At 62.4% G+C, this 23,020-nt stretch carries 23 protein-coding genes; 10 read left to right on the forward strand and 13 right to left on the reverse strand.

All coding sequences use genetic code 11. The features are described from left to right. Positions 1–10 precede the first annotated feature (10 nt). From ACOZJV_RS26275 to ACOZJV_RS26290, 4 genes are all read right to left on the reverse strand, one after another. On the reverse strand, positions 11–1,708 hold the full coding sequence (locus ACOZJV_RS26275; protein ID WP_421548852.1) for a ShlB/FhaC/HecB family hemolysin secretion/activation protein: 1,698 nt from the start codon (positions 1,706–1,708) through the stop codon (positions 11–13). 310 nt (positions 1,709–2,018) lie between these two features. Beyond that, positions 2,019–2,696, reverse strand: a complete 678-nt coding sequence (locus tag ACOZJV_RS26280; RefSeq protein ID WP_421548853.1) for a hypothetical protein — start codon at positions 2,694–2,696, stop codon at positions 2,019–2,021. A 189-nt stretch (positions 2,697–2,885) separates the two neighbouring features. Then, positions 2,886–3,179: a PsiF family protein gene (locus tag ACOZJV_RS26285; protein ID WP_020298724.1), complete on the reverse strand. Its 294-nt coding sequence runs from the start codon at positions 3,177–3,179 to the stop codon at positions 2,886–2,888. A 71-nt stretch (positions 3,180–3,250) separates the two neighbouring features. After that, positions 3,251–4,039, reverse strand: a complete 789-nt coding sequence (locus ACOZJV_RS26290) for an AraC family transcriptional regulator (RefSeq protein WP_421548854.1) — start codon at positions 4,037–4,039, stop codon at positions 3,251–3,253. A 96-nt stretch (positions 4,040–4,135) separates the two neighbouring features. Between ACOZJV_RS26290 and ACOZJV_RS26295 the strand changes: the two genes are divergently transcribed. Continuing rightward, positions 4,136–5,023 carry a DMT family transporter gene (locus ACOZJV_RS26295; RefSeq protein ID WP_078469587.1) on the forward strand — a complete coding sequence of 296 codons (888 nt, stop codon included), beginning with the start codon at positions 4,136–4,138 and terminating at the stop codon, positions 5,021–5,023. A 25-nt stretch (positions 5,024–5,048) separates the two neighbouring features. On the opposite strand, the gene ACOZJV_RS26300 is transcribed toward ACOZJV_RS26295, so the two are convergent. Together ACOZJV_RS26300 and ACOZJV_RS26305 are read right to left on the reverse strand one after the other, a co-directional pair. Continuing rightward, on the reverse strand, positions 5,049–5,939 hold the full coding sequence (locus tag ACOZJV_RS26300; protein ID WP_421548855.1) for a lipase family alpha/beta hydrolase: 891 nt from the start codon (positions 5,937–5,939) through the stop codon (positions 5,049–5,051). A gap of 192 nt (positions 5,940–6,131) precedes the next feature. Beyond that, a complete protein-coding gene (locus ACOZJV_RS26305) occupies positions 6,132–6,770 on the reverse strand; it encodes an FMN-dependent NADH-azoreductase (RefSeq protein WP_421548856.1) in 639 nt (212 codons plus the stop codon). Between the two features lie 137 nt (positions 6,771–6,907). Here ACOZJV_RS26305 and ACOZJV_RS26310 point away from each other — a divergent pair, with 137 nt between their 5' ends. Then, positions 6,908–7,819, forward strand: a complete 912-nt coding sequence (locus tag ACOZJV_RS26310; RefSeq protein ID WP_421548857.1) for a LysR substrate-binding domain-containing protein — start codon at positions 6,908–6,910, stop codon at positions 7,817–7,819. Positions 7,820–7,929: 110 nt separating this feature from the next. After that, positions 7,930–8,460, forward strand: coding sequence for a ferritin-like domain-containing protein (locus ACOZJV_RS26315; protein ID WP_020298718.1), 531 nt, complete (start codon positions 7,930–7,932; stop codon positions 8,458–8,460). 73 nt (positions 8,461–8,533) lie between these two features. Here ACOZJV_RS26315 and ACOZJV_RS26320 read toward each other — a convergent pair whose 3' ends face one another. Then, positions 8,534–10,609, reverse strand: coding sequence for an AsmA family protein (locus tag ACOZJV_RS26320; RefSeq protein WP_421548858.1), 2,076 nt, complete (start codon positions 10,607–10,609; stop codon positions 8,534–8,536). A gap of 387 nt (positions 10,610–10,996) precedes the next feature. Here ACOZJV_RS26320 and ACOZJV_RS26325 point away from each other — a divergent pair, with 387 nt between their 5' ends. The 7 genes from ACOZJV_RS26325 (at position 10,997) to ACOZJV_RS26355 (ending at position 16,176) form a co-directional block, all read left to right on the forward strand. After that, positions 10,997–11,422, forward strand: a complete 426-nt coding sequence (locus tag ACOZJV_RS26325; RefSeq protein ID WP_421548859.1) for a hypothetical protein — start codon at positions 10,997–10,999, stop codon at positions 11,420–11,422. Between the two features lie 167 nt (positions 11,423–11,589). Further along, the gene (locus ACOZJV_RS26330; RefSeq protein WP_020298715.1) at positions 11,590–12,222 is read left to right on the forward strand and encodes a TetR family transcriptional regulator; all 633 of its coding nucleotides are present in this window, start codon (positions 11,590–11,592) and stop codon (positions 12,220–12,222) included. Between the two features lie 277 nt (positions 12,223–12,499). Continuing rightward, entirely contained in the window at positions 12,500–13,000 is a 501-nt protein-coding gene (gene ureE, locus ACOZJV_RS26335) for an urease accessory protein UreE (protein ID WP_421548860.1), read from the forward strand. After that, the gene (locus tag ACOZJV_RS26340; RefSeq protein WP_421548861.1) at positions 12,997–13,671 is read left to right on the forward strand and encodes an urease accessory protein UreF; all 675 of its coding nucleotides are present in this window, start codon (positions 12,997–12,999) and stop codon (positions 13,669–13,671) included. The genes ureE and ACOZJV_RS26340 overlap by 4 nt, the downstream gene beginning before the upstream one ends. A gap of 39 nt (positions 13,672–13,710) precedes the next feature. Beyond that, positions 13,711–14,325 carry an urease accessory protein UreG gene (ureG, locus tag ACOZJV_RS26345; protein WP_020298712.1) on the forward strand — a complete coding sequence of 205 codons (615 nt, stop codon included), beginning with the start codon at positions 13,711–13,713 and terminating at the stop codon, positions 14,323–14,325. A 37-nt stretch (positions 14,326–14,362) separates the two neighbouring features. Continuing rightward, entirely contained in the window at positions 14,363–14,935 is a 573-nt protein-coding gene (locus tag ACOZJV_RS26350) for a HupE/UreJ family protein (RefSeq protein WP_201129214.1), read from the forward strand. A 107-nt stretch (positions 14,936–15,042) separates the two neighbouring features. Continuing rightward, on the forward strand, positions 15,043–16,176 hold the full coding sequence (locus ACOZJV_RS26355) for an AGE family epimerase/isomerase (RefSeq protein ID WP_421548862.1): 1,134 nt from the start codon (positions 15,043–15,045) through the stop codon (positions 16,174–16,176). Positions 16,177–16,224: 48 nt separating this feature from the next. Here the strand turns inward: ACOZJV_RS26355 and ACOZJV_RS26360 are convergent, their stop codons facing one another. The 6 genes from ACOZJV_RS26360 to ACOZJV_RS26385 form a co-directional block, all read right to left on the reverse strand. Then, positions 16,225–17,130, reverse strand: coding sequence for a cation diffusion facilitator family transporter (locus ACOZJV_RS26360; RefSeq protein WP_078469576.1), 906 nt, complete (start codon positions 17,128–17,130; stop codon positions 16,225–16,227). A gap of 269 nt (positions 17,131–17,399) precedes the next feature. Further along, on the reverse strand, positions 17,400–18,167 hold the full coding sequence (locus ACOZJV_RS26365) for an SDR family oxidoreductase (protein WP_078469575.1): 768 nt from the start codon (positions 18,165–18,167) through the stop codon (positions 17,400–17,402). Between the two features lie 929 nt (positions 18,168–19,096). Next, the gene (locus tag ACOZJV_RS26370; RefSeq protein ID WP_078469574.1) at positions 19,097–19,813 is read right to left on the reverse strand and encodes an ABC transporter ATP-binding protein; all 717 of its coding nucleotides are present in this window, start codon (positions 19,811–19,813) and stop codon (positions 19,097–19,099) included. Continuing rightward, a complete protein-coding gene (locus tag ACOZJV_RS26375) occupies positions 19,810–20,685 on the reverse strand; it encodes an ABC transporter ATP-binding protein (protein WP_078469573.1) in 876 nt (291 codons plus the stop codon). Before ACOZJV_RS26375 ends, ACOZJV_RS26370 begins: the two co-directional genes overlap by 4 nt. Next, positions 20,682–21,977, reverse strand: a complete 1,296-nt coding sequence (gene livM, locus ACOZJV_RS26380) for a high-affinity branched-chain amino acid ABC transporter permease LivM (protein ID WP_078469572.1) — start codon at positions 21,975–21,977, stop codon at positions 20,682–20,684. Before livM ends, ACOZJV_RS26375 begins: the two co-directional genes overlap by 4 nt. Before the next feature lie 2 nt (positions 21,978–21,979). Next, a complete protein-coding gene (locus tag ACOZJV_RS26385; RefSeq protein WP_020299405.1) occupies positions 21,980–22,894 on the reverse strand; it encodes an ABC transporter permease subunit in 915 nt (304 codons plus the stop codon). Positions 22,895–23,020 lie beyond the last annotated feature (126 nt).

Consider the following 23,020-nt stretch of genomic DNA (forward strand, 5'->3'; position numbering starts at 1 on the left):
GTGAGTCAAATCAAAAGAACATGTCGAGGCGGAAATACACCGGATGTTCTCGTTTCTCGATCAGGCCGGGTCGCTCCAGGGATCGAGCAAAACTGACCGAAGCCGCCAGGTACTGGCCGCGGGCGTTGAACTCCAGGGCATTGCCGGTCATGCGCCCCTTGGCATCCGGGTTGTAGCGCCCGCCCTTTATCACGCCAACGTCATAGGCCAGGGCCGCCCCGTACTCATGCACGAAAGGCAGCAGCGGCTGCCAGGTCACGGCGCGCCGCCAGCGCAACTGGTTGCGCCAGTAGCCACCGCTGTCGCCGGACAGGCTCTGGTCTTGAAAGCCCCGTACCGAACTGACCCCGCCCAGGCTGATTCGTTGCGGGCTGAACAACACGTCTTCGCTGCGCTGACCAGTGGCCAGGCTGTCGAAGCTGAAGTTCTCGTCCCACAGGCGAAACGGCTGCAGGTAGCTCAGGGTCAGGGTGTATTTGTTGTAGCGGGCCACGGGCTCGCTGCCGCGCGGGTGGCCGCTGCCCTGGGCATCCAGGGCACCGATGCCCTGTTGCCAGCCGATATCGGCGTTGACAAAGGCGCTGCCGATACGCCGGCCGTGGTTGAAGCCCAACTGGGTTTCGGTGATGCGGTTGCTGGACACATCGATAAAGTTGTCATCGATGTAATTGCGCGTATGCAACTGGCTCAGGCCAAGGCTCATGCCGGTCTTGCTCAGGTTGTCGCGGTGCAGCACACGCTCGGCGCGCAGTTGCTGGCTCTTGCTCACGCCATCGAATTCGAAAGCAAACCCGGCGTCGTCATTGCGGGTCCGGTAGTAGCTCTGGCTGTAGGAATAACTGAGGGTCCACCAGCCCCAGGGCAGGCTGTAGTAAAGGCTCTGGTTGTCGGAGTGGCGCCAGCGATCACTGACCGCATCCTGATTGGCGCGCAAACTCAGCTGGTCGGCCAGCCCCAGCGGGCTGTCCCAATCGAGACCGACGCCCATCTGCTGCTCGCCGGTGGTTTTATCGCCATCGTTGTTACGGGTCGCCGAGACGCGCCAGGGCTTGAGTCGTTCACCCTTGAGCCCGACCCGGCTGCCGCCGACCTCGTCGCCGGGGGCCAGCTCAAGCTCGGCCTGGCGCGAAGGCAGGCGCGTCAACTGATCGACCAGTTGCTCCAGTTCCCGCAGGTTCAACACGTCCCCCACCTGCCCCGGAAAGGTCATCGCCAACTCCCGGGAACTGGCCAGCGCCGAGCTGTCCAGGGACTCGAGGCGGCCTTCGACCACCACGATCTTCAGTTCACCGGTCGACAGGTCCTGGGCCGGCAGATAGGCACGGGTGGTCACATACCCGCGTTCCAGGTAGTGATGGGTAATGGCTTTGAGCAGGGTGTTGATCTGGCCGACCGACAGGCACTGGTTGCGATAGGGCGCCAACAAGCGGTCGCGATCGCCGGAGCTCAGGTGTTCGGCACCGTCCAGCACCACGGTCTTGATGGTGAAGCAGCGCTGTTCATCGGCTTTTTCGGTGGGTGCAGGCGGCAGGGACTTACCCGGCAACTGCTGGAGTTCTTCGAGACGTTTTTGCTGCTCTTGCAGCAACTGCTGCTGGCGATCACGAATCAGGTCGCGATCGCCCGGGGTCTGCACCGGGGCAGCCTGGAGCATGGAAGTGAACAGAGCACAAAACGCTACTACAGGCGTGATGCCAAAACGTGACATTCATTCAATTCCCTTGAATAACCGACGCAGAAAACCGCAGCGCCTATCAGGTGTAATCCAAGCACCTGCTTTTGAAGGGGAAAGATATTAAGGCGTTAAATCCGTTACATGACAGAAAAACGACGAGCGGCTACAAGGCTTATTGCCACTAGTGCGCCGGCAAAAAAAACCGCTGGGAGCACGCCGGACGAGGTGTTTTGTATCTAAACAGACACACCGGATTTTCCCCTCCCCATTGCGCCCTGCCGCTCCCGCTGTTGGGCTTTTCATAGCCGGGCCTATTGAAAAACCTCCTGCTTCGGCGCCCGTTCTAAGGCGAATGAAACGCCTGCATGCTCGAACCGGGCATGTCATCGATCAGCACCACCGGGATGCGTTGATTGGGCTGGGTGATGTCATAGACATGCTGCTGGCAAGCCGTGTCGTTATCGACCCTGGCGAACTCCACCAGGTAGACCTTTTGCTTCTCCGGCACAAAGGTGCTGCCCAACGGCCCGCAATGGCTTGAGGTCGGCACGGTGGGAATGGACACCGGCTTGTCTTCCCACTTGTTCTTCTGCGGGTCGTACACCTTCTGCACCGTGCTCTGATACTCATAACCCGGCGCCGGCTGAGTGCCCGAGGTTTCCCAATAGCCCAGTACCTGCAACTTCTGGCCCGGCTGCGCCGGTATTTCAAGCTGGGGGAAGTTCTTGTGCACGGCGCTCTCGAAGGTGGCGAGCCAGGCCCCCACCTTGCCGCCCAGAGGCTTGGACGCGGTGCCCAGTTTTTCGGAACGCGGGTCCGGATCGTTTTCGCGCCTGACCGAAAACTCCACTGCGCTGACACTCGTCGACTGCATGATCACTTTTGCGTGCTGTTCGTCCACCGCCACCTTTTTCTGCTCCAGCATGATGCCGTCGCTCCAGAGGGTCGGTGCGGAACTGCGGGCGTGAAAATCACATCCCAGCAGCGACAGGGGCACCATCATCCATACGATTTTCTTCACCGCGTATTCCTGGGTAGAGCAATGAGCGAGCAGGATCCGCACGCCTCATCGCAGACAATGACAAAGCGCCACTACGGCGCCGAATCATAACCAAAGGGATAGGTCGGGATGCAGGGATTTGGCGAAGGGACTTGAACCTCGGCCAAGGCCTCCGACTGCGGCAACAGCAGAGGCCTGAACCGGGGGGATTTACTTGTTCTTGAGGCAGGTGCTCATGAAGGTTTTGCGCTCATCACCCTTGAGGGCCTTGGTGGTGGCGTCGGCGTTGCAGGTTTTCATCTTGTCTTGCTGAGTGGGCTTGGCGGCTTTCAGGCAGGTGCTCATGAAGGCCTTGCGCTCATCACCCTTGAGGGCCTTGGTGGTGGCGTCGGCATTGCAGGACTTCATCTTGTCCTGCTGGGCCTGTTGGGCAGCCGTTGCGGCAAACCCCTGGGAACACAGCAACAGGCCCACCATCAACAACGGAATACGCAGCATCTTCATGGAGTTTTCTCCTGGTTACCGCGCCGATCGGCACGGCCTCCAGCGCAGTGTAGACAAACCCGGTTACACCTTCACCTGTTCTGCAAACTGGTCCGCCGGTATTCCTCGGGAGTGCAGCCGGCCTGGCGCTGGAACATCGCGATAAAAGCTGAAGCGCTGCTGTAGCCCATGTCGAATGCCACTTCCTGGACGCTGCGGGCACTGTCCAGGGCCTCGATCGACGCCAAAAAGCGCAGGCGCTGGCGCCACTCGCCAAAACTCATCCCCAGTTCCCGGACAAACTGCCGGGCCAAGGTGCGTTCGCTGACATGGATCTGCCCGGCCCAGTCGGCCAGCGGGCGGTTGTCCCCCGGCGCGGCCTGCAAGGCTTCCAGCACCCCGAGCAAGGCCGGGCTGCTGGCGTAGGGCAGATAGCAGTCATGCACCGGCGCCTGTTGCAGTTGATCCAGCACCACCTCGGCCAGGCGCTGGTCAGCCGCGCCTTCGGGTATCTGCACGTCGCGCACGGCAAAGTCCTTGAGGATGGCCTTGAGAATATCGCTGATGGCCAGGGTACAGCCCTGCTGCGGCAGCGCCTCGCACAACTCGGGCACCAGGCACACGGCACGGTAGGTGATCGGCTGCGGGCTGTAGAAGCTGTGCTCGGTGTGGGGTGGCACCCAGATGGCGAACTGCGGCGGCGACATGAAGCGGCTGCCTGCGATCTCCATGTGCAGCACGCCATGGGCCGAATACTCCAGGCAACCCCAGGGATGCCGATGCTCCAGGGCATGGCTGTGGGCATGAAAGTGCGCATGGCGAAAGTACAGCGGTGCCGGCAGACCGCTGAAAGGCAGCAGCTCGATATGTTTTTTGCTCATGCTGTCCGGATTCAAGGGCGGGTTGTCTGTTTCGAAGTATAAGCATTTATCCAGACAAACGGATAATCCCTCCTCATCAACGTTATGGCTGTTCTCATGCAATACGCTTATCCCTTGCTGGCGATTCTGATCTGGGCCGGCAACACCGTGGTCACCAAACTGGCGGCCGACGCCATCTTCCCGGCGGAGATCGGTTTTTACCGCTGGCTGCTGGCCGGGCTGCTGTTCACCCCGTTCATGCTCAAGCCGGTAAAGCAGCATTGGCCGCTGATCCGCCCGAACCTCGGCCGGATTTTCATCCTTGGCGTGCTGGGCATGGCGGTTTACCAGAGCCTGGCGTACTTCGCCGCGAGCCGCACGTCGGCCACCAATATGGGGATCATCCTGTCGCTGATGCCGCTGATGTCGCTGGCCATGGCCATTATCAGCCTCGGCCAGCGCCTGACCGCCGGCGCGCTGGTCGGCGCCTTGCTGTCATTTGCCGGGGTGCTGGTGGTGGTGTCCGCCGGCAGCCTGGAGACCCTGCTGCAACATGGGGTGAACCTGGGTGACGCGATGATGCTGATTGCCACCCTGGCCTACGCGATCTACAGCACCCTGCTGAAAAAATGGCAGCTGCGCATCCCGCCCCTGGTGCTGCTGTACCTACAGGTGCTGGTGGCGGTGTTGGTGCTGTTGCCGTTGTTTCTGCTGTCCGAGAAAGTCGGCCCGACCCTGCGCAACATTCCCCTGGTGCTCTATGCCTGCCTGCTGGCCTCGATGCTGGCGCCCCTGGCCTGGATGCAGGCCGTGTCGCGCCTGGGGCCGAGCCGCACCACGCAGTTTTTCAACCTGCTGCCGCTGGTCACCGCACTGATCGCGGCCGTGGTGCTGCACGAACAATTGGCCCTGTACCACCTGGTGGGCGGCGTTCTGACCCTGGGCGGGGTGATTGTCTGCGAGCGCTGGACCACCGTCATCGGCCGTTCGCCGCAACCGGCCTGACCCGGCCGCGCCACACTGACAGCCCCTAGACGCCCGCCGCCTTGAGGCGCCGGGCATGCTCGACAAACAGCCGCACCGGCTCGGCGCCCTTGCCCACCAGTCCCAGGGATTGGTTGACGATATCGAAATGGTCCAGCGGGTATTCGTCGCCGATCACCGTGCCCAGGTGCGAGCTGTAGCGCCCGACCATGCCATCGCAGTGCCCGGCTTCCCGCACGAAGGTCCTGGCGAACAGCCGGCAACTGCGGTTGGTGCCGTCCAGCAGGTTGCGCCCACGGTCGGTCTTGCCGGGCTGCAAGGTCCCGGACCAGGAGTAATAGCGCACGCCGTCGACCTCTTCCGCCCCCTGGCCGCCCCAGGTATCAGGCAAGCCCTGGGGGTACTGGCGGTTGAACAGGGCCACGCCCTCGCTGGTCAACGATTGGTGCGCCGCCGGCACATCCACCGGCATCCGCGGCCCGCGATAGCCGGTCTCCAGCAGGCTCATCAGCGCTGCAATCAGGCGCAGGGCAACACTCAGCAGACGCCCTTTGGCGGTGGTCGCCGGGTAGTGTTTCTCCAGGTAGTCGGCCAGTTCCGAACCGTGATTGGGCCCGGCCACCGAAGTCACCGACGCCACCCAGTCCGGTCGCTTGGCCGCGGCATAACGCGCGGTCAGCGAGCCTTGGCTGTGGCCGATCAGGTTGACCCTGGCCGCTCCGGTTTCCTGGCGGATGGCTTCAATCCGCGCCAGCAACTGCTCGCCGCGCACCTCACTGGAGTTGAGCGGCGAAACCTGCACCGCAATCACGGTCGCACCACCCCGGCGCAAGGCTGCGACTATCCCGTACCAATAGGGGTACAGCAGCAGGCGGACAAACCCCAGCATGCCGGGCACCAGGACCAGCGGGTAACGCGTGGCGAGCTCTTGAGACATGCGGCGACATCCTTGTGCGAAGGCAGCGGGGCTGGCTGAAAGCTAAACCATAACCAGGGACATCGTCAGCCCCCATGACGCTTTGGCGACACGCTGATGACAGCCCTGTCGCTCACCCGGCTGCTTAAGCCTGACCACCCCGCCCCCATCAGCCCCACCAACCGCAGCAACGTCCTGGCCAACACTGCCTTCTCAGAAGGTTTGCGCCAGGGCCAGCAAGCGCTGCTGCGCCTCTGCGCAGGAACGCTGAAAACCCTCGCTCTCCGACTCCTCACCCTCCGCGGCAACCACCGTGACGTTTTCGATACCGATAAAACCCAGGGCGGTACGCAACCATCGATCCGCGTGGTTCATCGCTTCATACTCGCCTCCCGGACCAAAGCCGCCCCCGCCACGACTGGTGACGATCAACACTTTCTTGCCCTGAACCAACGGCTGGTACTGAGCCACGCCGTTGTCCTGCAGGGTGTTGAACGTCAGCCCCAGGCGCACGATGTGATCGACCCAGGCCTTGATCCCGCTGGGCACGCTGAAGTTGTGCATCGGCGCCGCGATCACCAGGCGCGAGTGGCCGAGCAGCTCCGCCACCAGCTCATCGCTCAAAGCCAGGTCCGCCTGCATCGACAACGGCCGCGCCTCGGGCTGTGGATAAAACGCCGCGGCGATAAAAGCCTCGCTGACGTGGGGCAAATGCCCGCGTCCGACCTCGCGCCGAGTGAGATGCCCCTGGGGGTTGGCCGTTTGCCAGGCCTGGAGGAAAACCTCGGCCAAGCGCCGGGTATGGGAGCGCTCGCCCCGTGGGCTACCGTGAACCGCAAGAACTGTATTCATCTCATCTGCCTCATGCAGGTTGCTGATTGCGGCCTTGAAACCAGGGCCTGTCCGCGCTAAATCTATTAGCCAAACCCTGCTTCAACAAATGAGCAGAAATCCTTTCAGATGAATTTAAATCAATCATGGAGCCTTGGATGTTTGCTCACCTGCCTCTCACCGCCCTGCGCACTTTCGAGTCCGCCGCGCGCCTGCTGAGTTTCAAGGCCGCCGCCGAAGACCTGTCGGTGACGCCCACCGCGGTGTCACACCAGATCCGTAGCCTGGAACACTGGCTGGGGGTGGCGCTGTTCGAACGGTTGCCGCGCCAGGTGCGCTTGACCGAGCCCGGCCAGCGCTTGTTCCACAGCCTGCATAGCGCCCTGCTGGAGGTGACCCAGAGCGTCGACACCCTGCGCCCAAAACCCAGCAACACCCAACTGACGGTCTCCACCACCGCGGCCTTTGCCGCCTTGTGGCTGGTGCCGCGGCTGGGGCGTTTCTATGCCCGGTATCCCAACATCAGCGTGCGCCTGGATAGCCAATCCGAGGTGGTCGACCTGCAACAGGATGCAAGCATCGATGTGGCGATCCGCTACAGCCAGGAGGGCTACCTGAACCTGCACGGCCTGTGCCTGTTCGACGAGCGTTTCGCGGTCTATGGCGCCCCGCAGCAAGTGGCCCAGGCCCACCAGCAGCAACCGACCCTGATCAGCGTGCACTGGCGCAACTCCCGGCTCTATGCCGACGGCTGGCAGGCCTGGTGCGCCCTGGCCGGGGAAAGCTGGTTCGAGCACCAGCCTATGATCCGCTCCTACGATGAGGAACAGTACGCCCTGCAAGCCGCGATTGCCGGTCAGGGCCTGGTCCTGGCCAGCAACATCCTGGTGTCGCAGAGCGTGGCCGGCGGCCTGCTGCAGCCCTACCGGCCCGAGGTCCAGGTGGACGGTGCCGGCTACAGCGCACTGTGTGTGCCGGGGCGCGAGCGCCATCCGCCGGTGCGCGCCTTTCTCCAATGGCTGCAGCAGGAATCGCTGCTGGCCGGGCATCCACCCCTGGCGCGCAGTTGACCGCCGGACACATCCGATAAAACTTTTTGCAGCTCCCGAGACTCACACCCAAGGTAGCGATCAGGCCGACAGAGCCTGGCGTCAATCGGATTAGCCTCCAGGAGATCGAGATGAGCGACATGCATTTATCTGATGTAAACACCCTTCGCGAACGCGCCCGCCAGCATGTGGAGAACGGCGCCGTGACCGAAGGCTACAGTGCCGACCGGGAAGAGATCCTGCGCCTGCTCAACGAGTCGCTGGCCACTGAATTGGTCTGCGTCCTGCGCTACAAACGGCACTACTTCATGGCCAACGGGATCAAGGCCAGTGTCGCCGCCGACGAATTTCTCGAACACGCGAACCAGGAAGCCGAGCACGCCGACAAGCTGGCCGAACGCATCGTGCAACTGGGTGGCGAACCGGAGTTCAACCCCGACCTGCTGTCCAAGAACTCCCATGCCCAGTACGTGGCCGGCAATACCTTGAAAGAGATGGTCTACGAAGACCTGGTGGCAGAGCGGATCGCCGTCGACAGCTACCGCGAGATCATCCAGTACATCGGCGACAAGGACCCGACCACGCGTCGTATCTTTGAAGACATCCTGGCCCAGGAAGAGGAACACGCCGACGACATGGCGGATATCCTGGCCGACCTGTAAGACCTTGCCTGTAAGCCACTTCTCGTAATACCGCAGCCAGCTCTCCGGAGCTGGCTGTTTTCGTTTGGGCGGGTTACTTGGTCGGCTTGACCGTGACCGGTGCCTTGCCCGAGCGCATCTGGTCCAGCAGCGGCGCGCACTGGTTCGGCTCGCCCCCGCTCGGCGCCACCAGCGCCAACAGACCCGCCGCCGGCCCGGCAATCACCCCCAGGGCGACCATGCCGGCACCGCGCAGCATCAGCGGCACCGCCTTGACCCCGGCGCTCGGCTTGATGAACGGGCCCTGCACATACAGCGGCGAGCGCAGGGAGAACAGACGCAGGCCCTTGGATTCCGGGGTGATGGTCAGGTCGAGCTGCTCGCGGGTCATGTTTGCCGTGCCATCGATGTAAATGATGGCGTTCTCGGTGTCGAAGACGAACAGGCGCGAGGTGGCCAGCCCGCTCTTGATCCCGAAGTCGGCGGCAGCGCAATTGATCTTCACTTCCTTGTCGCCGAACATTTTCCCCACCACATAGTTACCGACGTTGAGCCCGGCGATTTCCATCAGGCTGCGGCTGATGGCGCCATCGTTGATCAGCATCTTCAGGTCACCATTGGCGGTCCCCAGCAACGCGGCCACCGAATTGCCGGTGCCAGAGATATCGGCATCGCCATTGAGTTCGCCGAAACTGGTTTTCATCGGTTCAAAGGTCGGGAACAACTGCTTGAGCTTGAAGTTGCGCGCCGTCAGCTTGGCCTGGCCCTGCAAGGGCGTGGCCTGGCCATTGAGGCGGATCTGCGCATCGAGCTTGCCGCCGGCCACGCCAAAACGCAGCGGCTCCAGGCTCAGGCGCCCGTCATTGAGCACCAGGTGGGTATAGAGGTCGGTGAACGGCAGGTCGGCACTGTGGACGATGCGCTTGCCGGTGAATTCGACATCGGCGTCCATATCGCGCCAGCGTTCGGTGCGGAACTCCTCCACCGGCAGCACTTTGTCCGCCGGCTGTTTGCTTTCGCCGCCCCGGGCCTTCTGCTTGGCATTGGAGTCGGCACCGATCAGCGGCGCGAGGTCGGCAAACAGCAACTGGTTGGACACCAGCGCCCCGGTGAGCTTGGGCCGCGGCTGGCTGGCGACATAGGCCAGGTTGCCATGGATGTCGCTGTCGCCGATCTTGCCGTTGAAGTCCTGGTACTGAAAACTCGCGCCGGCCGGGTCATGCAGCTTGGCAATCAGGTGGCCGTCGGTGGCATAGGGCGGCGAATCCGGCAGCGTGACGCCGGTCAGCGGGTACAGGTTGCCCAGGCTGCTGCCGGCCAGTTTCAGGCGCAGATCAAGCGCCCCCAGGTTCAGCGGATCGGTCAGGGTGCCCTGCAACTCAACGCTGGTGTCGGCGATCTTGACCTTGGCTTGCAACGGGAACGGCTTGGCCGCGTCCTGCAGGGCCAGCAGCCCGCCGATCTTGCCGGTGCCGGTCAGTTTCTGCTGATGGTATTGACCTTTGACCTTCAACGCGAAGGCATAGGCCTGAGGCTCGGCGCCTTTTTCCTGGACCTTTTTCGCGGCCTTGTCGCCGACGATATCGCTGAATGGAATTGGCTGGCCCAAAGGGTCGATCAGCAGGTCGAGCTGGGTTTTCAGGCTCTGGTCGTCGAGGGTCACGTGGCCCTTGTCGAAACCGATGGCGCCGATGTCCACCACCCAATTGGAGGGCTCGGCGTTGGGGTCCTTGGGGTCGAACTTGAAGGTCCAGTTGGCGCGCCCATCGCCCAGCCGTTGCAGCGCGGCATTGGGTTCGGTCAGGTCGATACGCGGGATGTGCACGCGCTGCGCCAACAGTGCCAGGGGCGAAATACGCAACTCGACACGCTTGAGAGTGACCATCTGCGGGGCCTTGGACCAGTCCGGATTGCCCAGGGTCAGGTCTTGCGCCACCACATGCGGCCACGGCACCCAGGCCCGCCAGCCACCTTCGTCGGGCTCGCGCTGCCAGATCACCGCCAGGTCACCATTGATTGCGAATGGCCGATGCAGCTCCTCGGACACCTTGGCGTTGATCTGCGGCTTGATCCGGTTCCAATCGAAGAAGGCAATCAACAGCACCAACACGGCCAATAGCAGCACCAGGATGGCGGTGGTCCAGGCGATAATTTTACGAGTGCGCGTCATTGCACAGGGCTCCTGAATACGACGAGGCGCGCGTAGGACGGCGCCTTGGATGAAATGCCGGACAAAAATGATCGGCCATGAAAACTACGACTGATAAAGCGCTCTCAGGTTTAACCCGAATGCCGATTTAGACGAAATAACCCGGGGTTTTCTGACCAGGCCGCCAGCTTCGCGTTACCGCGCCCGCCCGAATGTGAAGCGCAAGTGAGTCGGAAATACCCACTCCGGTGCAAAACACCTCGCCGCAAAGGCCCGAGATAGAGCCTTTGGGCCGAACAATCAATTCTGTTGATTATTACCATTGTCTTTATGAACTTTTCTATCGATTTAGCGCGCGTAACATTGGCTCCGTACCCACTTTATCGCCCTCCCGAGGAGCACCCCATCATGAAACGCCAATTACTGCTCAGCCTGACCCTCTCGATCCTGGCCGCCAACGCTTATGCCCTGCCAGCCGCCGAACAGGCCACTCCACAAGTCAAAGCCAGCCACACCGTGTTCAGCCAGACCCTCGCTGAAGGTGGTTCGGACCGCCTGATCGAACGCAACAAAGTCGCTGCCGATGGCTCGGACCGTACCCCACAAGGCCAGAGCGTTGCCGAAGGTGGCCGTGATCGCCTGGAACAGAAAGGCCTGGTTGAAGACGGCTACGATCGCACGCCACAAGGTCAGACCGTTGCCGAAGATGGCTACGACCGCACCCCACAAGGCCAGACCGTTGCCGAAGATGGCTTCGATCGCACCCCACAAGGTCAGACTGTTGCCGCAGACGGTGCTGATCGTCTGGAACAACGTCATCAAGCTGTGAGCTGAGCCCATGCTGGCCCAGAAAAAAGCCCGGTCCCTGGATCGGGCTTTGACTTTGTAAAGCCCTCACCTCGTTCCAACACTCCTCCCCGTCAATCCAGCCCGGGTTCGACGCCGACAAAGTTGATTTGCTAGAGTGCCCCGCTCTTCCTGAGTAGAAAGTCAGCCCGCCAATGCTGCCCCGTGCCGAACAGAAGCAACAAACCCGCAATGCCCTGATGGACGCAGCCCGTCACTTGATGGAGTGTGGCCGAGGGTTTGGCAGCCTGAGCCTGCGCGAAGTGGCGAAGACCGCCGGTATCGTCCCCACCGGTTTCTACCGGCACTTTGCCGATATGGACCAACTGGGCCTGGTATTGGTCAGCGAAGTCGGCCAGACCTTCCGCGAAACCATTCGCCTGGTCCGCCATAACGAGTTCGTCATGGGCGGGATCATCGACGCATCGGTTCGGATCTTCCTCGACGTGGTGGCGGCCAATCGTTCGCAGTTCCTGTTTCTCGCGCGTGAGCAGTACGGGGGCTCGCTGCCGGTGCGCCAGGCGATTGCCAACCTGCGGGAAAACATCAGCACCGACCTCGCCACCGACCTGAGCCTGATGCCCAAATTGCAGCACCTGGCGACGGCGGACCTCGGCGTGATCGCCGACCTGATCGTCAAAAGTGTGTTCGCCACCCTGCCGGACATCATCGACCCGCCCGCTGCGGCCCTGCCCGAACACCTGACGCCTCAGGCCAAGATCACCCAGCAACTGCGCTTTATCTTCATTGGCCTCAAGCACTGGCAAGGCCTGGGCAGCACCGAGTAACCCCGTACCTTCCCCACCGAGCACCACCCCCCTCTCGCCCGATCAAGCCGAACGCTTAGCACCCGACGCGGCGCCCCGCCTTGCAGCAAAAAATCCGACGGCGCACCAAGCCGGTGCTATAAATCAGTGCACCTCGCCAACTTGTAACAAAATAAAACACGAGCGTGCCCCATTTTCAGGCGTGCACATAGGGGGTCGCCGGGTTTTTCGAGCGTATCCGGTGATTGGCAAGGCCCTTGCTCTAGCACCTGCATCGCTCTTAGCTGGAAGCCCTCACATGCTGGTGATTCATCGCCGAATCGAACCTCAAGCCCAATGGTCCGCCGAGCTGCACCTGAACTTCGAGGCCCGCAGCAAAAGCCGTCTGCGCTGTTTTAGTGCCGAGGGTGAAGACGTCGGTCTGTTTCTGGAGCGCGGCCAGCCGCCGCTGCACGATGGTGAATGCCTGGCTGCCGAAGACGGACGCGTCGTGCGCGTTCGCGCTCGCCCGGAAGCGCTGCTGCACGTCACCTGCCGCAATGCCTTCGAGTTGACCCGCGCCGCCTATCACCTGGGCAACCGCCATGTCGCGCTGCAAATCGGTGATGGCTGGCTGCGCCTGCTCGATGACTACGTGCTCAAGGCCATGCTCGAACAACTGGGAGCCTCGGCCGAAGCCATTGAAGCGCCATTCCAACCGGAACACGGCGCCTACGGCGGCGGCCACCATCACTCGCGGCACGGTGACGAGGACTTCAACTACCCGCCGCGCCTGCACCAGTTTGGCGTGCGCCCATGAACCCAGCCTGGGCCCTGCTGCGCCTGGCCAGTCCGCAGTTGCCGATTGGCGGCTACAGCTATTCCCAGGGCCTGGAAATGGCCGTGGAGCAGCAGCGCGTGATGGACTCGGCCAGCGCCCGGCGCTGGATCAGCGATCAATTGCTGTTGAACCTGGCGCGGTTCGAAGCGCCGCTGTTGCTCGCCCATTGCCAGGCCGCAGCGGATGAAGACTGGGCGCAGTTGCTGCAACTGTGCGACGAGCATCGCGCCAGCCGGGAAACCCGCGAGCTGTATCAGGAAAGCCGGCAGATGGGCTATTCCCTGCAGCAACTGCTCAACGGCCTGCCTGAGCTGGATCAGGCCGCCCGGGATTTTCTCCAGCAACGCGGCGAGCCGCACCTGGCCCTGGGCTGGGCCCTGGCGGCGCGCGCCTGGCAGATCAGCCCCCAGGACGCCCTGGCCGCCTGGCTCTGGAGCTGGCTGGAAAACCAACTGGCAGTGCTGATGAAAACCCTGCCCCTGGGCCAGCAAGCTGCCCAGCGCCTGACCAGTGAACTGCTGCCGCTGCTGCAACAGGCGCAGCATGACGCCACCCACATCGACCCCATTTATTACGGCAGCGCCGCGTTTGGCCTGTCCCTGGCGTGCATGGCCCATGAGCGCCAGTACAGCCGTCTATTCCGTTCCTAGGGCCCCTCTGACATGGCGCCTTTTATTGTGGAGAAGCACATGAACTCACAACCCCTGCGCGTCGGCATCGGCGGCCCGGTCGGCTCCGGCAAGACCGCCCTGACCCTCGCCCTGTGCCTGGCCCTGCGCGAGCGCTACAACCTGGCGGTGGTCACCAACGATATCTACACCCGCGAAGACGCCGACTTCCTGGTGCGCAACCAGGCCCTGGCGCCGGAGCGGATCATCGGCGTGGAAACCGGCGGCTGTCCGCACACCGCCATTCGCGAAGATGCGTCGATCAACCTCGAAGCGGTGGATCAACTGAACCGGCGTTTTCCCGGGCTGGACCTGATTCTGGTGGAATCCGGCGGCGACAACCTGTCGGCGACCTTCAGCCCGGAGCTGTCGGACCTGACCATCTACGTGATCGACGTTTCCGCGGGCGACAAGCTGCCGCGCAAGGGCGGCCCGGGGATCTGCAAGTCCGATCTGCTGGTGATCAACAAGGTCGACCTCGCGCCACTGGTGGGCGCCTCCCTGGAACTGATGAACAGCGACACCCAGCGCATGCGCGCGGGCAAGCCGTTCGTCTTCAGCAACCAGAAAACCGGCCTCGGCCTGGACCAGATCATCGAATTCATCGAACGCCAGGGCCTGCTTGGCGCCGCCTGATTCCCCTTGATAAACGACTCAACAAGGAAGCCACCCTATGACACTCAAGCGTATTTTCGGGGCCCTGGCCCTGCTGCTGACCCCGGCCCTGGCCTTCGCCCACCCGGGGCATGGCGACAACGGTCTGATGGCCGGCATCAGCCACCCCATCGGCGGCCTCGACCACTTGCTGGCGATGCTGGCGGTCGGTTTATGGGCGGCCCAGCAACAAGGCGCCGCTCGCTGGGCCCTGCCCTGCACCTTCGTCGGCACCATGCTGATCGGCGGCCTGCTGGGTTTTGAAGGCCTGAACCTGCCGGCCCTGGAAAGCGGGATCGCCGCCTCGGTGCTGGCCCTGGGCCTGGCCGTGGCCCTGGCGGTACGCCCACCGCTGAGCCTGGCCCTGGCTGCCACCGCGCTGTTTGCCTTGTTCCACGGTGTAGCCCACGGCCTGGAACTGCCGGACATGTCCAGCCCCTGGGCCTATGCCGCAGGCTTCGTGGCCGCGACCGCCGCCCTGCACGCCGCGGGTTACGCCGTGGTACGGGTCCTGCCCCAGGCTGCGGCGCCGCTGGTACGGGTCGCCGGTGCGGCATCGGCGGCCACCGGCGTGTGGTTGCTGGCCGGCTGAGGCCAATAGCGACGACCGAACAGACGGGCCGGCGCTTTCGCGAGCGCCCGCCCCGCTCGCCCTGCTACCATGTCGCGCACTCAACCCTGCCGTGACGACGCCAGCCAATGCCCGATGTTTCCAGCTCCGCCTCCCAGCCTGAATTGACCGCTCTGTTCGCGGCCGTGCAGCAGCACTTCCAGGGGGTCATCGTGCCTCTGTGGCAAGGCCCTGGCTGGAACCCGGCGCTGGCGCTGCCTTTCGAAGCCCTGGACGCCAGGCATCAGCCATTGCCGGTGCAGCGCTATCGCGCCATGGCCTGCGCCCGGCAGCTGTATCTGTTCTCCAGCCTGATCGGCCAGGTGCCCGCGGCTGAACAACGCGCCGCCGCACTGTTCCGCTCCCTGCAGCAGCACTTTCACGATGCCGAACACGGCGGCTGGTTCTACAGCATCGACGCCCAGGGCGCGCCGCTGGACAAGCGCAAGGACCTCTACACCCACGCGTTCATCATTTTCGCCTGCGCTCATTACTGGGCCAAGGCGCGCGAGCCCCTGGTGGAATCGGTACTCAATGCGGCGCTGAGCGTGGTGGCCGAACGTTTCGCCAGCGGCGACGGCCTGTACCAGGCCAGCCTTGATCAGGACTGGTCGTCCCTGGGCTCCGGGCCGCTGCAGAATCCGCTGATGCACCTGGCCGAAGCCTTCCTGGCAACCCTGGCGGTGCGCGAAGACAGTCGCGTGCAAGGCGCTCTCACCGCGTTATGCGAGGCCATGCAGCGGCGCTTCATCGACCCGCAAACCGGGGTGATGCTGGAGAAGCCGCTGGGGGCTGTGGATAACTGGTTTGAGCCGGGGCATCAGTTCGAGTGGTTTTTCCTCCTGGAATCTTCGCCCCTGCTGCGAGGCACGGCGCTACACGGCTCACTGGATCGGGCTTTTGCCTTCACCGAAGACTGCGGAGTCGACCCGGAGACCGGCGCAGTGGCGGCCATGCTCGACCTGCAAGCCACAGCACAGCCAAGGGATGCCACCCAGCGCATCTGGGCCCAGGCCGAATACCTGCGCGCCCTGACCTTGCGCCCTCACAGCCAGGCATCGCTGCGTCGCCAATTGCTGGCGTTGCAGCAACACTTCCTGCACCCCGCCGGCTGGAACGAATGCCTGGACGCAGCCGGCAAGGTCAGCCGGCAAGACATGCCGTCGACCACGCCTTATCACCTGGCCACCTGCTATCGCGGCCTGACTGAATACTTCACCTGACTGGGCCGCCGGGATCGTACAGACTCCGGCCGGCCCCCAGGTTTCAGGTCAGGCAATCCACTTGCGATCCCCGGTGAAGCTGATGGTCAGCCAACGCGCCGTGTCCGCCTGGCCGAGTTGGCTGGAGATCTCTTCGCGCAACTGATCCAGGGTCGCCACGCTGTGCAGCGGATAGCCGTCCGGCAGCACGATATGGATCTCGATAAAGCGCGCCCGGCCGTGTTTCTGCACGTAAGACACATAGTCGGCGAAACCGTGCTCGGCCTTGGCCGCTTCCATCACGTTACGCACCTTGTCGTCCAACTGATCCGGGGCAATCCCCAGCACGTCCCGCAGCGCCGGCCGCAGGATCTTGAACGCCGCGGGCAGCATGCTCAGCGCCAGCAGGATCAGGATCAGCGGGTCAACGTACATCGCCCAGTCGTGGTAGCCCTGGCTCTTGAGCAGCAAAGCGGCGAGAAAGCTCACCAACAGGCCGACGGACAGCATGGCGTCCACCAGCCAACTGATGTTGTCGAACTGGATCAGGGTGGACTTGAGCGTGCGGTTGCGATGGCGGATGTAGAAGAAATAAGCGAACTCGACCACGGTGAATACCGCGGCGTAGATGATCACCAGCCCCAACTCGATCTCACGCCCGCCATTGATGATGCCGAACACACCGTTGAGAAAGGCGTAGATCGCGATTAACAGCAGGAAGCTGCCTTCGATCAACAGCACCATGGGTTCCAGGTGCCAGAAGCCGAACTGGAAACGCTGGTTGCTTTCCTTGGCGATCAGCTTGGCGGTGATCAGCATCAGGACTTTGATAAAGGTCGCGATCAGGGAAAAAAAGCCATCGAACAGGATGGATTGGGCACCAGAAACAAAACCCGTGACGATACCGGCGATCGCCACGGCGAACATCAGTACGGTCGATTGCTTGAGCAGAACCTGCTCACCTCGGTTACTCACAACGCCTCCTATCGAACCTCAAACCCACCGCCTCGAAGGAGACGGTAGCGAAGTGTCTGGCGGGGATTCTACCTGGGCTGGGCTGACCTCAAGCTGAAACGAATCAGCTTATGTGTTTCCAGGCACAACAACTGTAGCTGGCGAGCGTCTTGGAGGTAGGCCGATAGGTGGGGGTGTTGCCGCTGACCAGTGTCCGAACGCGGACCGAGCCTGCGGCAGCGACTACAGGGAGTTGTGCCGCCAGGCTGCGCGCGCCCCACGTACATGCCTCAGGGCTTGGCGTTGCGCTCAATCGAGAAGCCGGCCCAGGTCTGGCTGACCGGCATCAGCTCCAGGCTGTTGATATTGATGTGGGCCGGGGTGTTGAGCACCCAGAAAATCGTCTCGGCGATGTCCTGCGGCTGGATCGGCTCGGCACCGGCGTAGGTCGCGTCGTAGCGCGCCTGGTCACCGGCAAAGCGCACCAGGGAGAACTCGCTCTCGCACAGGCCCGGCTCGATATTGGTCACCCGTACGCCGGTGCCCTGCAGGTCGCAGCGCAGGTTCAGGGAGAACTGTTTGACGAAGGCCTTGCTCGCGCCATAGACATGGCTGCCCGGATACGGGTAGTTGCCGGCGATGGACCCCAGGTTGATGATCCCGGCGCCGCGACCGTGGGCGATCAGCCGGGGCAGCAACAGGCGGGTGCTGTACATCAGGCCCTTGATGTTGGTGTCGACCATGGTGTCCCAGTCATCCAGGTCGCACTTGGGCGCCGGATCGACGCCCAGGGCCAGGCCGGCGTTGTTGATCAGGCCGCGCAGCGTGCTGAAGGACGGCGGCAGGTTGGCGATCGCCTCCTCCATCGCCTTGCGGTCACGCACATCGAGCACCAGGCCATGCACCTGTGTCTGTTTGGAAAGCTCGGCGCACAACGCGTTCAGGCGCTCTTCACGACGACCGGTGAGCACCAGCGACCAGCCGGCCTCGGCGAAACGCCGGGCACAGGCTTCGCCAAAACCGGAAGTGGCCCCGGTGATAAACAGGGTGGAAGTCATGGTGTTCTCCTTGCTGGGTGGCGCGCAGCCATTGGAATGGAAAATCGCTTCGCAGCATGCCCGGCCTCGCTCCGAGCGGCAACCAGACGTTGCACCCATAGCCGCTGCCGAGCCGCGAGGCGGCGCTGGCCCGGATGGGCGATAGAGGGGTGTCAGGTACTTCACGGCGAAATTGAGGGCCCGCGTCCGAACGCGGCCCGAGCCTTCGGCAGCGGCTACAGGATTTGCGTGATAAATGATGGATCGCTGTACGAAAAACGATCAGCGGGCGCAAGGCGTTGATTTACATGGCCTGCAGCCATCTGCGCGCATCTTATCCACAGGCCGGTCCACAGTCTTTGGGGGCAAGTGCAAAAGTCTGGAAGCCGCTGTCCACAGGGCTTGCAGCCCGGCTTTGCAAGTTTTTTGCTTGACCCGCCCATGGCCATCATGCAGCCCCTAGGGGTTTTACCACTAAACAGCGGTTTAAGGAGATGGCTTGAAGCCAGTAACTACGGCGCTTAGCCGAGTCTTTCCAGAGTTTAGTCACAGACTTATCCACAGGCTGAGGGACACCTTCAAGAGCGTCTGGCTGCGACAATAAAGGGGTTGACAATCGCGCCGCCCGCTTCATCAAAAACCCTTGATCAAAAAACAACCACCCGCCTGCAGGCCACGCCAATCAAGGCCTCCAGCCAGCTACTCCCACGTTACCCACAGCCAGTTCCACAGCAAACGGGGACAAGTCAAAACCGTGACAAAACAACTAATTGCAGCGGCTTTATGCCGCGCTTTGATAGCTTGCGAATAATGTTTTCCACAATTTCCAGTGCCCGCTGTGGACATCCGATAAAACGCCCTCCGTTTCAGCTTTTTCAGGCGCCTGTGGACAAAAAAAGGCCCCGATGGCCAAGGCACATCGGGGCGGGTTTTATCCACAGTGCAGGGCGTCAGTGGCCGCCCAGATACGCGTTGCGCACCTCCTCATTGACCAGCAGTTCCTGCCCGGTGCCGCTCAGCCGGATCTCGCCGTTGACCATCACATAAGCCCGGTCCGACAACTTCAGCGCATGGTTGGCGTTCTGCTCCACCAGGAAGATGGTCATGCCGCTGCCCGCCAGCTCACGCAGGGTGGAGAAGATCTGTTTCACCACAATCGGCGCCAGGCCCAGACTCGGCTCATCCAGCAACAGCAGCTTGGGCCGGCTCATCAGCGCCCGGGCAATGGCCAGCATCTGCTGTTCACCGCCCGACATGGTCATGGCCCGCTGAGTACGCCGCTCCTTGAGCCGGGGGAACAGGTCGAACATGCGCTGCATGTCTTCGGTGGCGTGCTTGTCGCCGATGGGGATGGTGCCCATCAGCAGGTTTTCCTCCACCGTCATATCCGGGAACACCCGTCGCCCTTCCGGCGACTGGGCGATACCGTTGGAGGCGATGTAGTGCGACGACTTGTGGGTGATGTCCACGCCACGGTAGAGGATCTGCCCGGACTCGGCCCGGGGCTGGCCGAAAATCGACATCAGCAACGTCGACTTGCCGGCACCGTTGGAGCCGATCAGGCTCACGGTCTCGCCTTCATTGATGTGCAGCGAGACCTTCTTCAGGGCCTGGATCGGGCCGTAGTAAACGTCCAAGTCCTTGAGTTCGAGGATAGGTTGAGTCATACCAGCTCCTCTTCGTCGGCACCCAGGTAGGCGGCAATCACTTTCGGATCGTTGCGGATCGCCTCCGGCCCGCCTTCGGCGATCACGTTGCCGTGGTCGAGCACCACGATGTGGTCGGAAATACTCATCACCATGCCCATGTCGTGTTCAATCAGCACCACGGTCAGATCGTGCTCGTCACGCAGCAGACGGATCATCGCGCTCAGCGCTTCGGTTTCCTGAGGGTTGAGGCCGGCGGCCGGTTCGTCGAGGCAGATGATCTGCGGACGGGTGCACATGGCCCGGGCAATTTCCAGGCGCCGCTGCTGGCCGTAGGACAATTCACCGGCCAGGCGGTTGGCGCAGTCCACCAGGTCCACCACTTCCAGCCAGTAGAAAGCGTGGTCCAGCGCGTCACTCTCGGCCTTCTGGTAGCCCTTGGTGTTGAGAATGCCGGCCAGCATATTGCGGTTAACCCACATGTGCTGGGCCACCAGCAGGTTCTCCAGCACCGACATTTCCTTGAACAGGCGAATGTTCTGGAAGGTCCGCGCCAGGCCCGCCCGGTTCACCAGGTGGGTGCCGCCGAACATCTTGTAATACAGGCGGCTGGCAAAGCTTTTGGGCGACACAAAGTCAGTGGCGCGAAAAGGCTCGCCGAGCAGTTTGATGACGTTGGTGCTCTGGCCCCGGGTATTGAGTTCGATACGCCCACCGGAGGCCTTGTAGAACCCGGTCAGGCAGTTGAACACCGTGGTCTTGCCTGCACCGTTGGGGCCGATCAGGGCGAAGATCGAGTTGCGGCGCACCTTGAGGCTGACGTCGCTCAGGGCCTTGATCCCGCCGAAGTGCATCATCAGGTTCTCTACCGAGAGAATCACTTCATCACTCATGATGCGCTCCTCTGGGTCAGGACACCTTTACGCGGGGTCACACCGGTACGGCTGATGCGAATCAGGCCACGGGGTCGCCAGATCATCATCAACACCATCAACACCCCGAACAGCAGCACCCGGTACTCGGAGAAGCTGCGCAGCAGTTCCGGGGCCACGGTGAGCACGAACGCGGCAATCACCACGCCCACCGTCGAACCCATGCCACCCAGCACCACGATGGCCAGGATCAGCGCCGACTCGAAAAAGGTGAAGGACGACGGGTTGACGAAGCCCTGGTAGCTGGCGAAGAACACCCCGGCCAGACCCGCGGTCGAGGCGCCGATGGTGAACGCCGAGAGCTTGACCAGCACGTGGTTCAGGCCCATGGCCCGGCAGGCGATTTCGTCTTCGCGCAAGGCTTCCCAGGCCCGGCCGACCGGCATGCGGGTCAGGCGATGCTTGACGTAGAGCACCAGCAGCACCACCAGGAACAGCACGATGTAGATAAACAGGAATTTCAGATTGGGGTTGTAGTCCATGCCGAAAAACTCATGGAACGGCACACCGCCATCCTTGGCCTTGCGGCCGAACTCCAGGCCGAAGAAGGTCGGCGATGGCACCGGCATGCCGTTGGGCCCGCCGGTGAAGGACAGCCAGTTGTTGAGCACCAGGCGGATGATCTCGCCAAAACCCAGGGTCACGATGGCCAGGTAGTCACCGTGCATTCGCAAGACCGGGAAGCCGAGTATGCAGCCGGCCAGCGCCGCCGCAATCGCCGCCAGCGGCAGCACCGACCAGAAACCCAGGCCCAGGTACTGGTAACCCAATGCCAGGCCGTAGGCGCCGATGGCATAAAAGGCCACGTAACCCAGGTCGAGCAGGCCAGCCAGGCCGACCACGATGTTCAGGCCCAGGCCCAGCAACACATAGATCAGGCCGAGGATCACCACGGTCAGCAGGTACTTGTTGGCGAAGATCGGGAACACGATGGCAATCACGATCAGCACCGGAATGATCCAGCGCAGCCGCGACTTGTAGTCCGGCGGGCGCACATGCACGCCGGAGCCGGTGCTCTCGAAGCCCTGGAGAATCTTCAGGCCCTTGGGGGTCTGCAGGAACAGGCTCATGGCCAGGCGGCCGATCATCACGATCGCCACCAGCCAGCCGACGCGCGCCGGCTGCAGGTTGAAGCTGTAGCCATCCAGGACCACGCCGACAATCGGCCCGAACACGATCAACGAGATCAGCCCGGCCAGCACGGCGTCGATAACGCTCTTTTTGATATCAATCGGTTTATTGGCAGCAGACATACTTATACCTTCGCCACGAGTGGGCGACCCAGCAGGCCTTGGGGACGGAAGATCAGAATCAGCACCAGCAGCGAGAAACTGAACACATCTTTGTAGTCGGAGTTGATCAACCCGGAGAACAGCGACTCGGAGATCCCGAGGATGATCCCGCCCAGCATCGCGCCCGGCAGCGAGCCAATGCCGCCGAGAACCGCGGCGGTAAACGCCTTGATCCCGATGACAAAGCCGGCATAGAAGTCGAACGTGCCGTAGTTCATGGTGATCAGCACGCCCGCCAGCGCAGCCATGGCGGCGCCGATGACGAACACATAGGAGATCACGCGGTCGGTGTTGATCCCGAGGATCGAGGCCATCTTGCGGTCTTGCTGGGTAGCACGGCACATGCGGCCAAGCTTGGTGTACTTGATGATGTAGGTCAGCAACGCCATGCCGGCGAATGCCGCAACCAGGATGAAGATCTTGGTGTAGGTGAGCTGGACGAAACCGCTGCCGATATCGACCTTCCAGGCACCGGCCAACAGCGTTGGCACACCCTGTTGCTTGGCGCCCTGGCTGATCTGCGCATAGTTCTGCAGGATCAGCGAGATACCGATGGCGCTGATCAGCGGCGCCAGGCGGGTGGAGTTGCGCAGGGGTTTGTAGGCGACGCGCTCGATGACCCAGCCGTAGACCCCCGTCACGACGACGGTAAAGACCAGGGTGCCGAGAATGAGTAGCGGGAAGGATTCGATGCCAAAGTAGGCCAGCAGAGCCAGACTGATTGCCGCGAGGTAAGCGGAAATCATGTAAACCTCGCCATGGGCGAAGTTGATCATGCCAATGATGCCGTAGACCATTGTGTAGCCTATGGCGATCAGACCATAGACAGACCCGAGGGTCAGTCCATTGATCAGTTGCTGCAGGAAAATACCATCCATAACGCAATCTCACGCATTTGAGAGACTGCACACAGCGGAGACGACGGACTGGTGTTCAGCCACCGGCGCAACACGGCCATTGTGCAGCTCTACGAGAAAAGACAAGTACTGCACGGGCAACCGGCC

The sequence above is a fragment of the Pseudomonas sp. QD4 genome, from assembly GCF_049199125.1.
Classification (GTDB): domain Bacteria; phylum Pseudomonadota; class Gammaproteobacteria; order Pseudomonadales; family Pseudomonadaceae; genus Aquipseudomonas.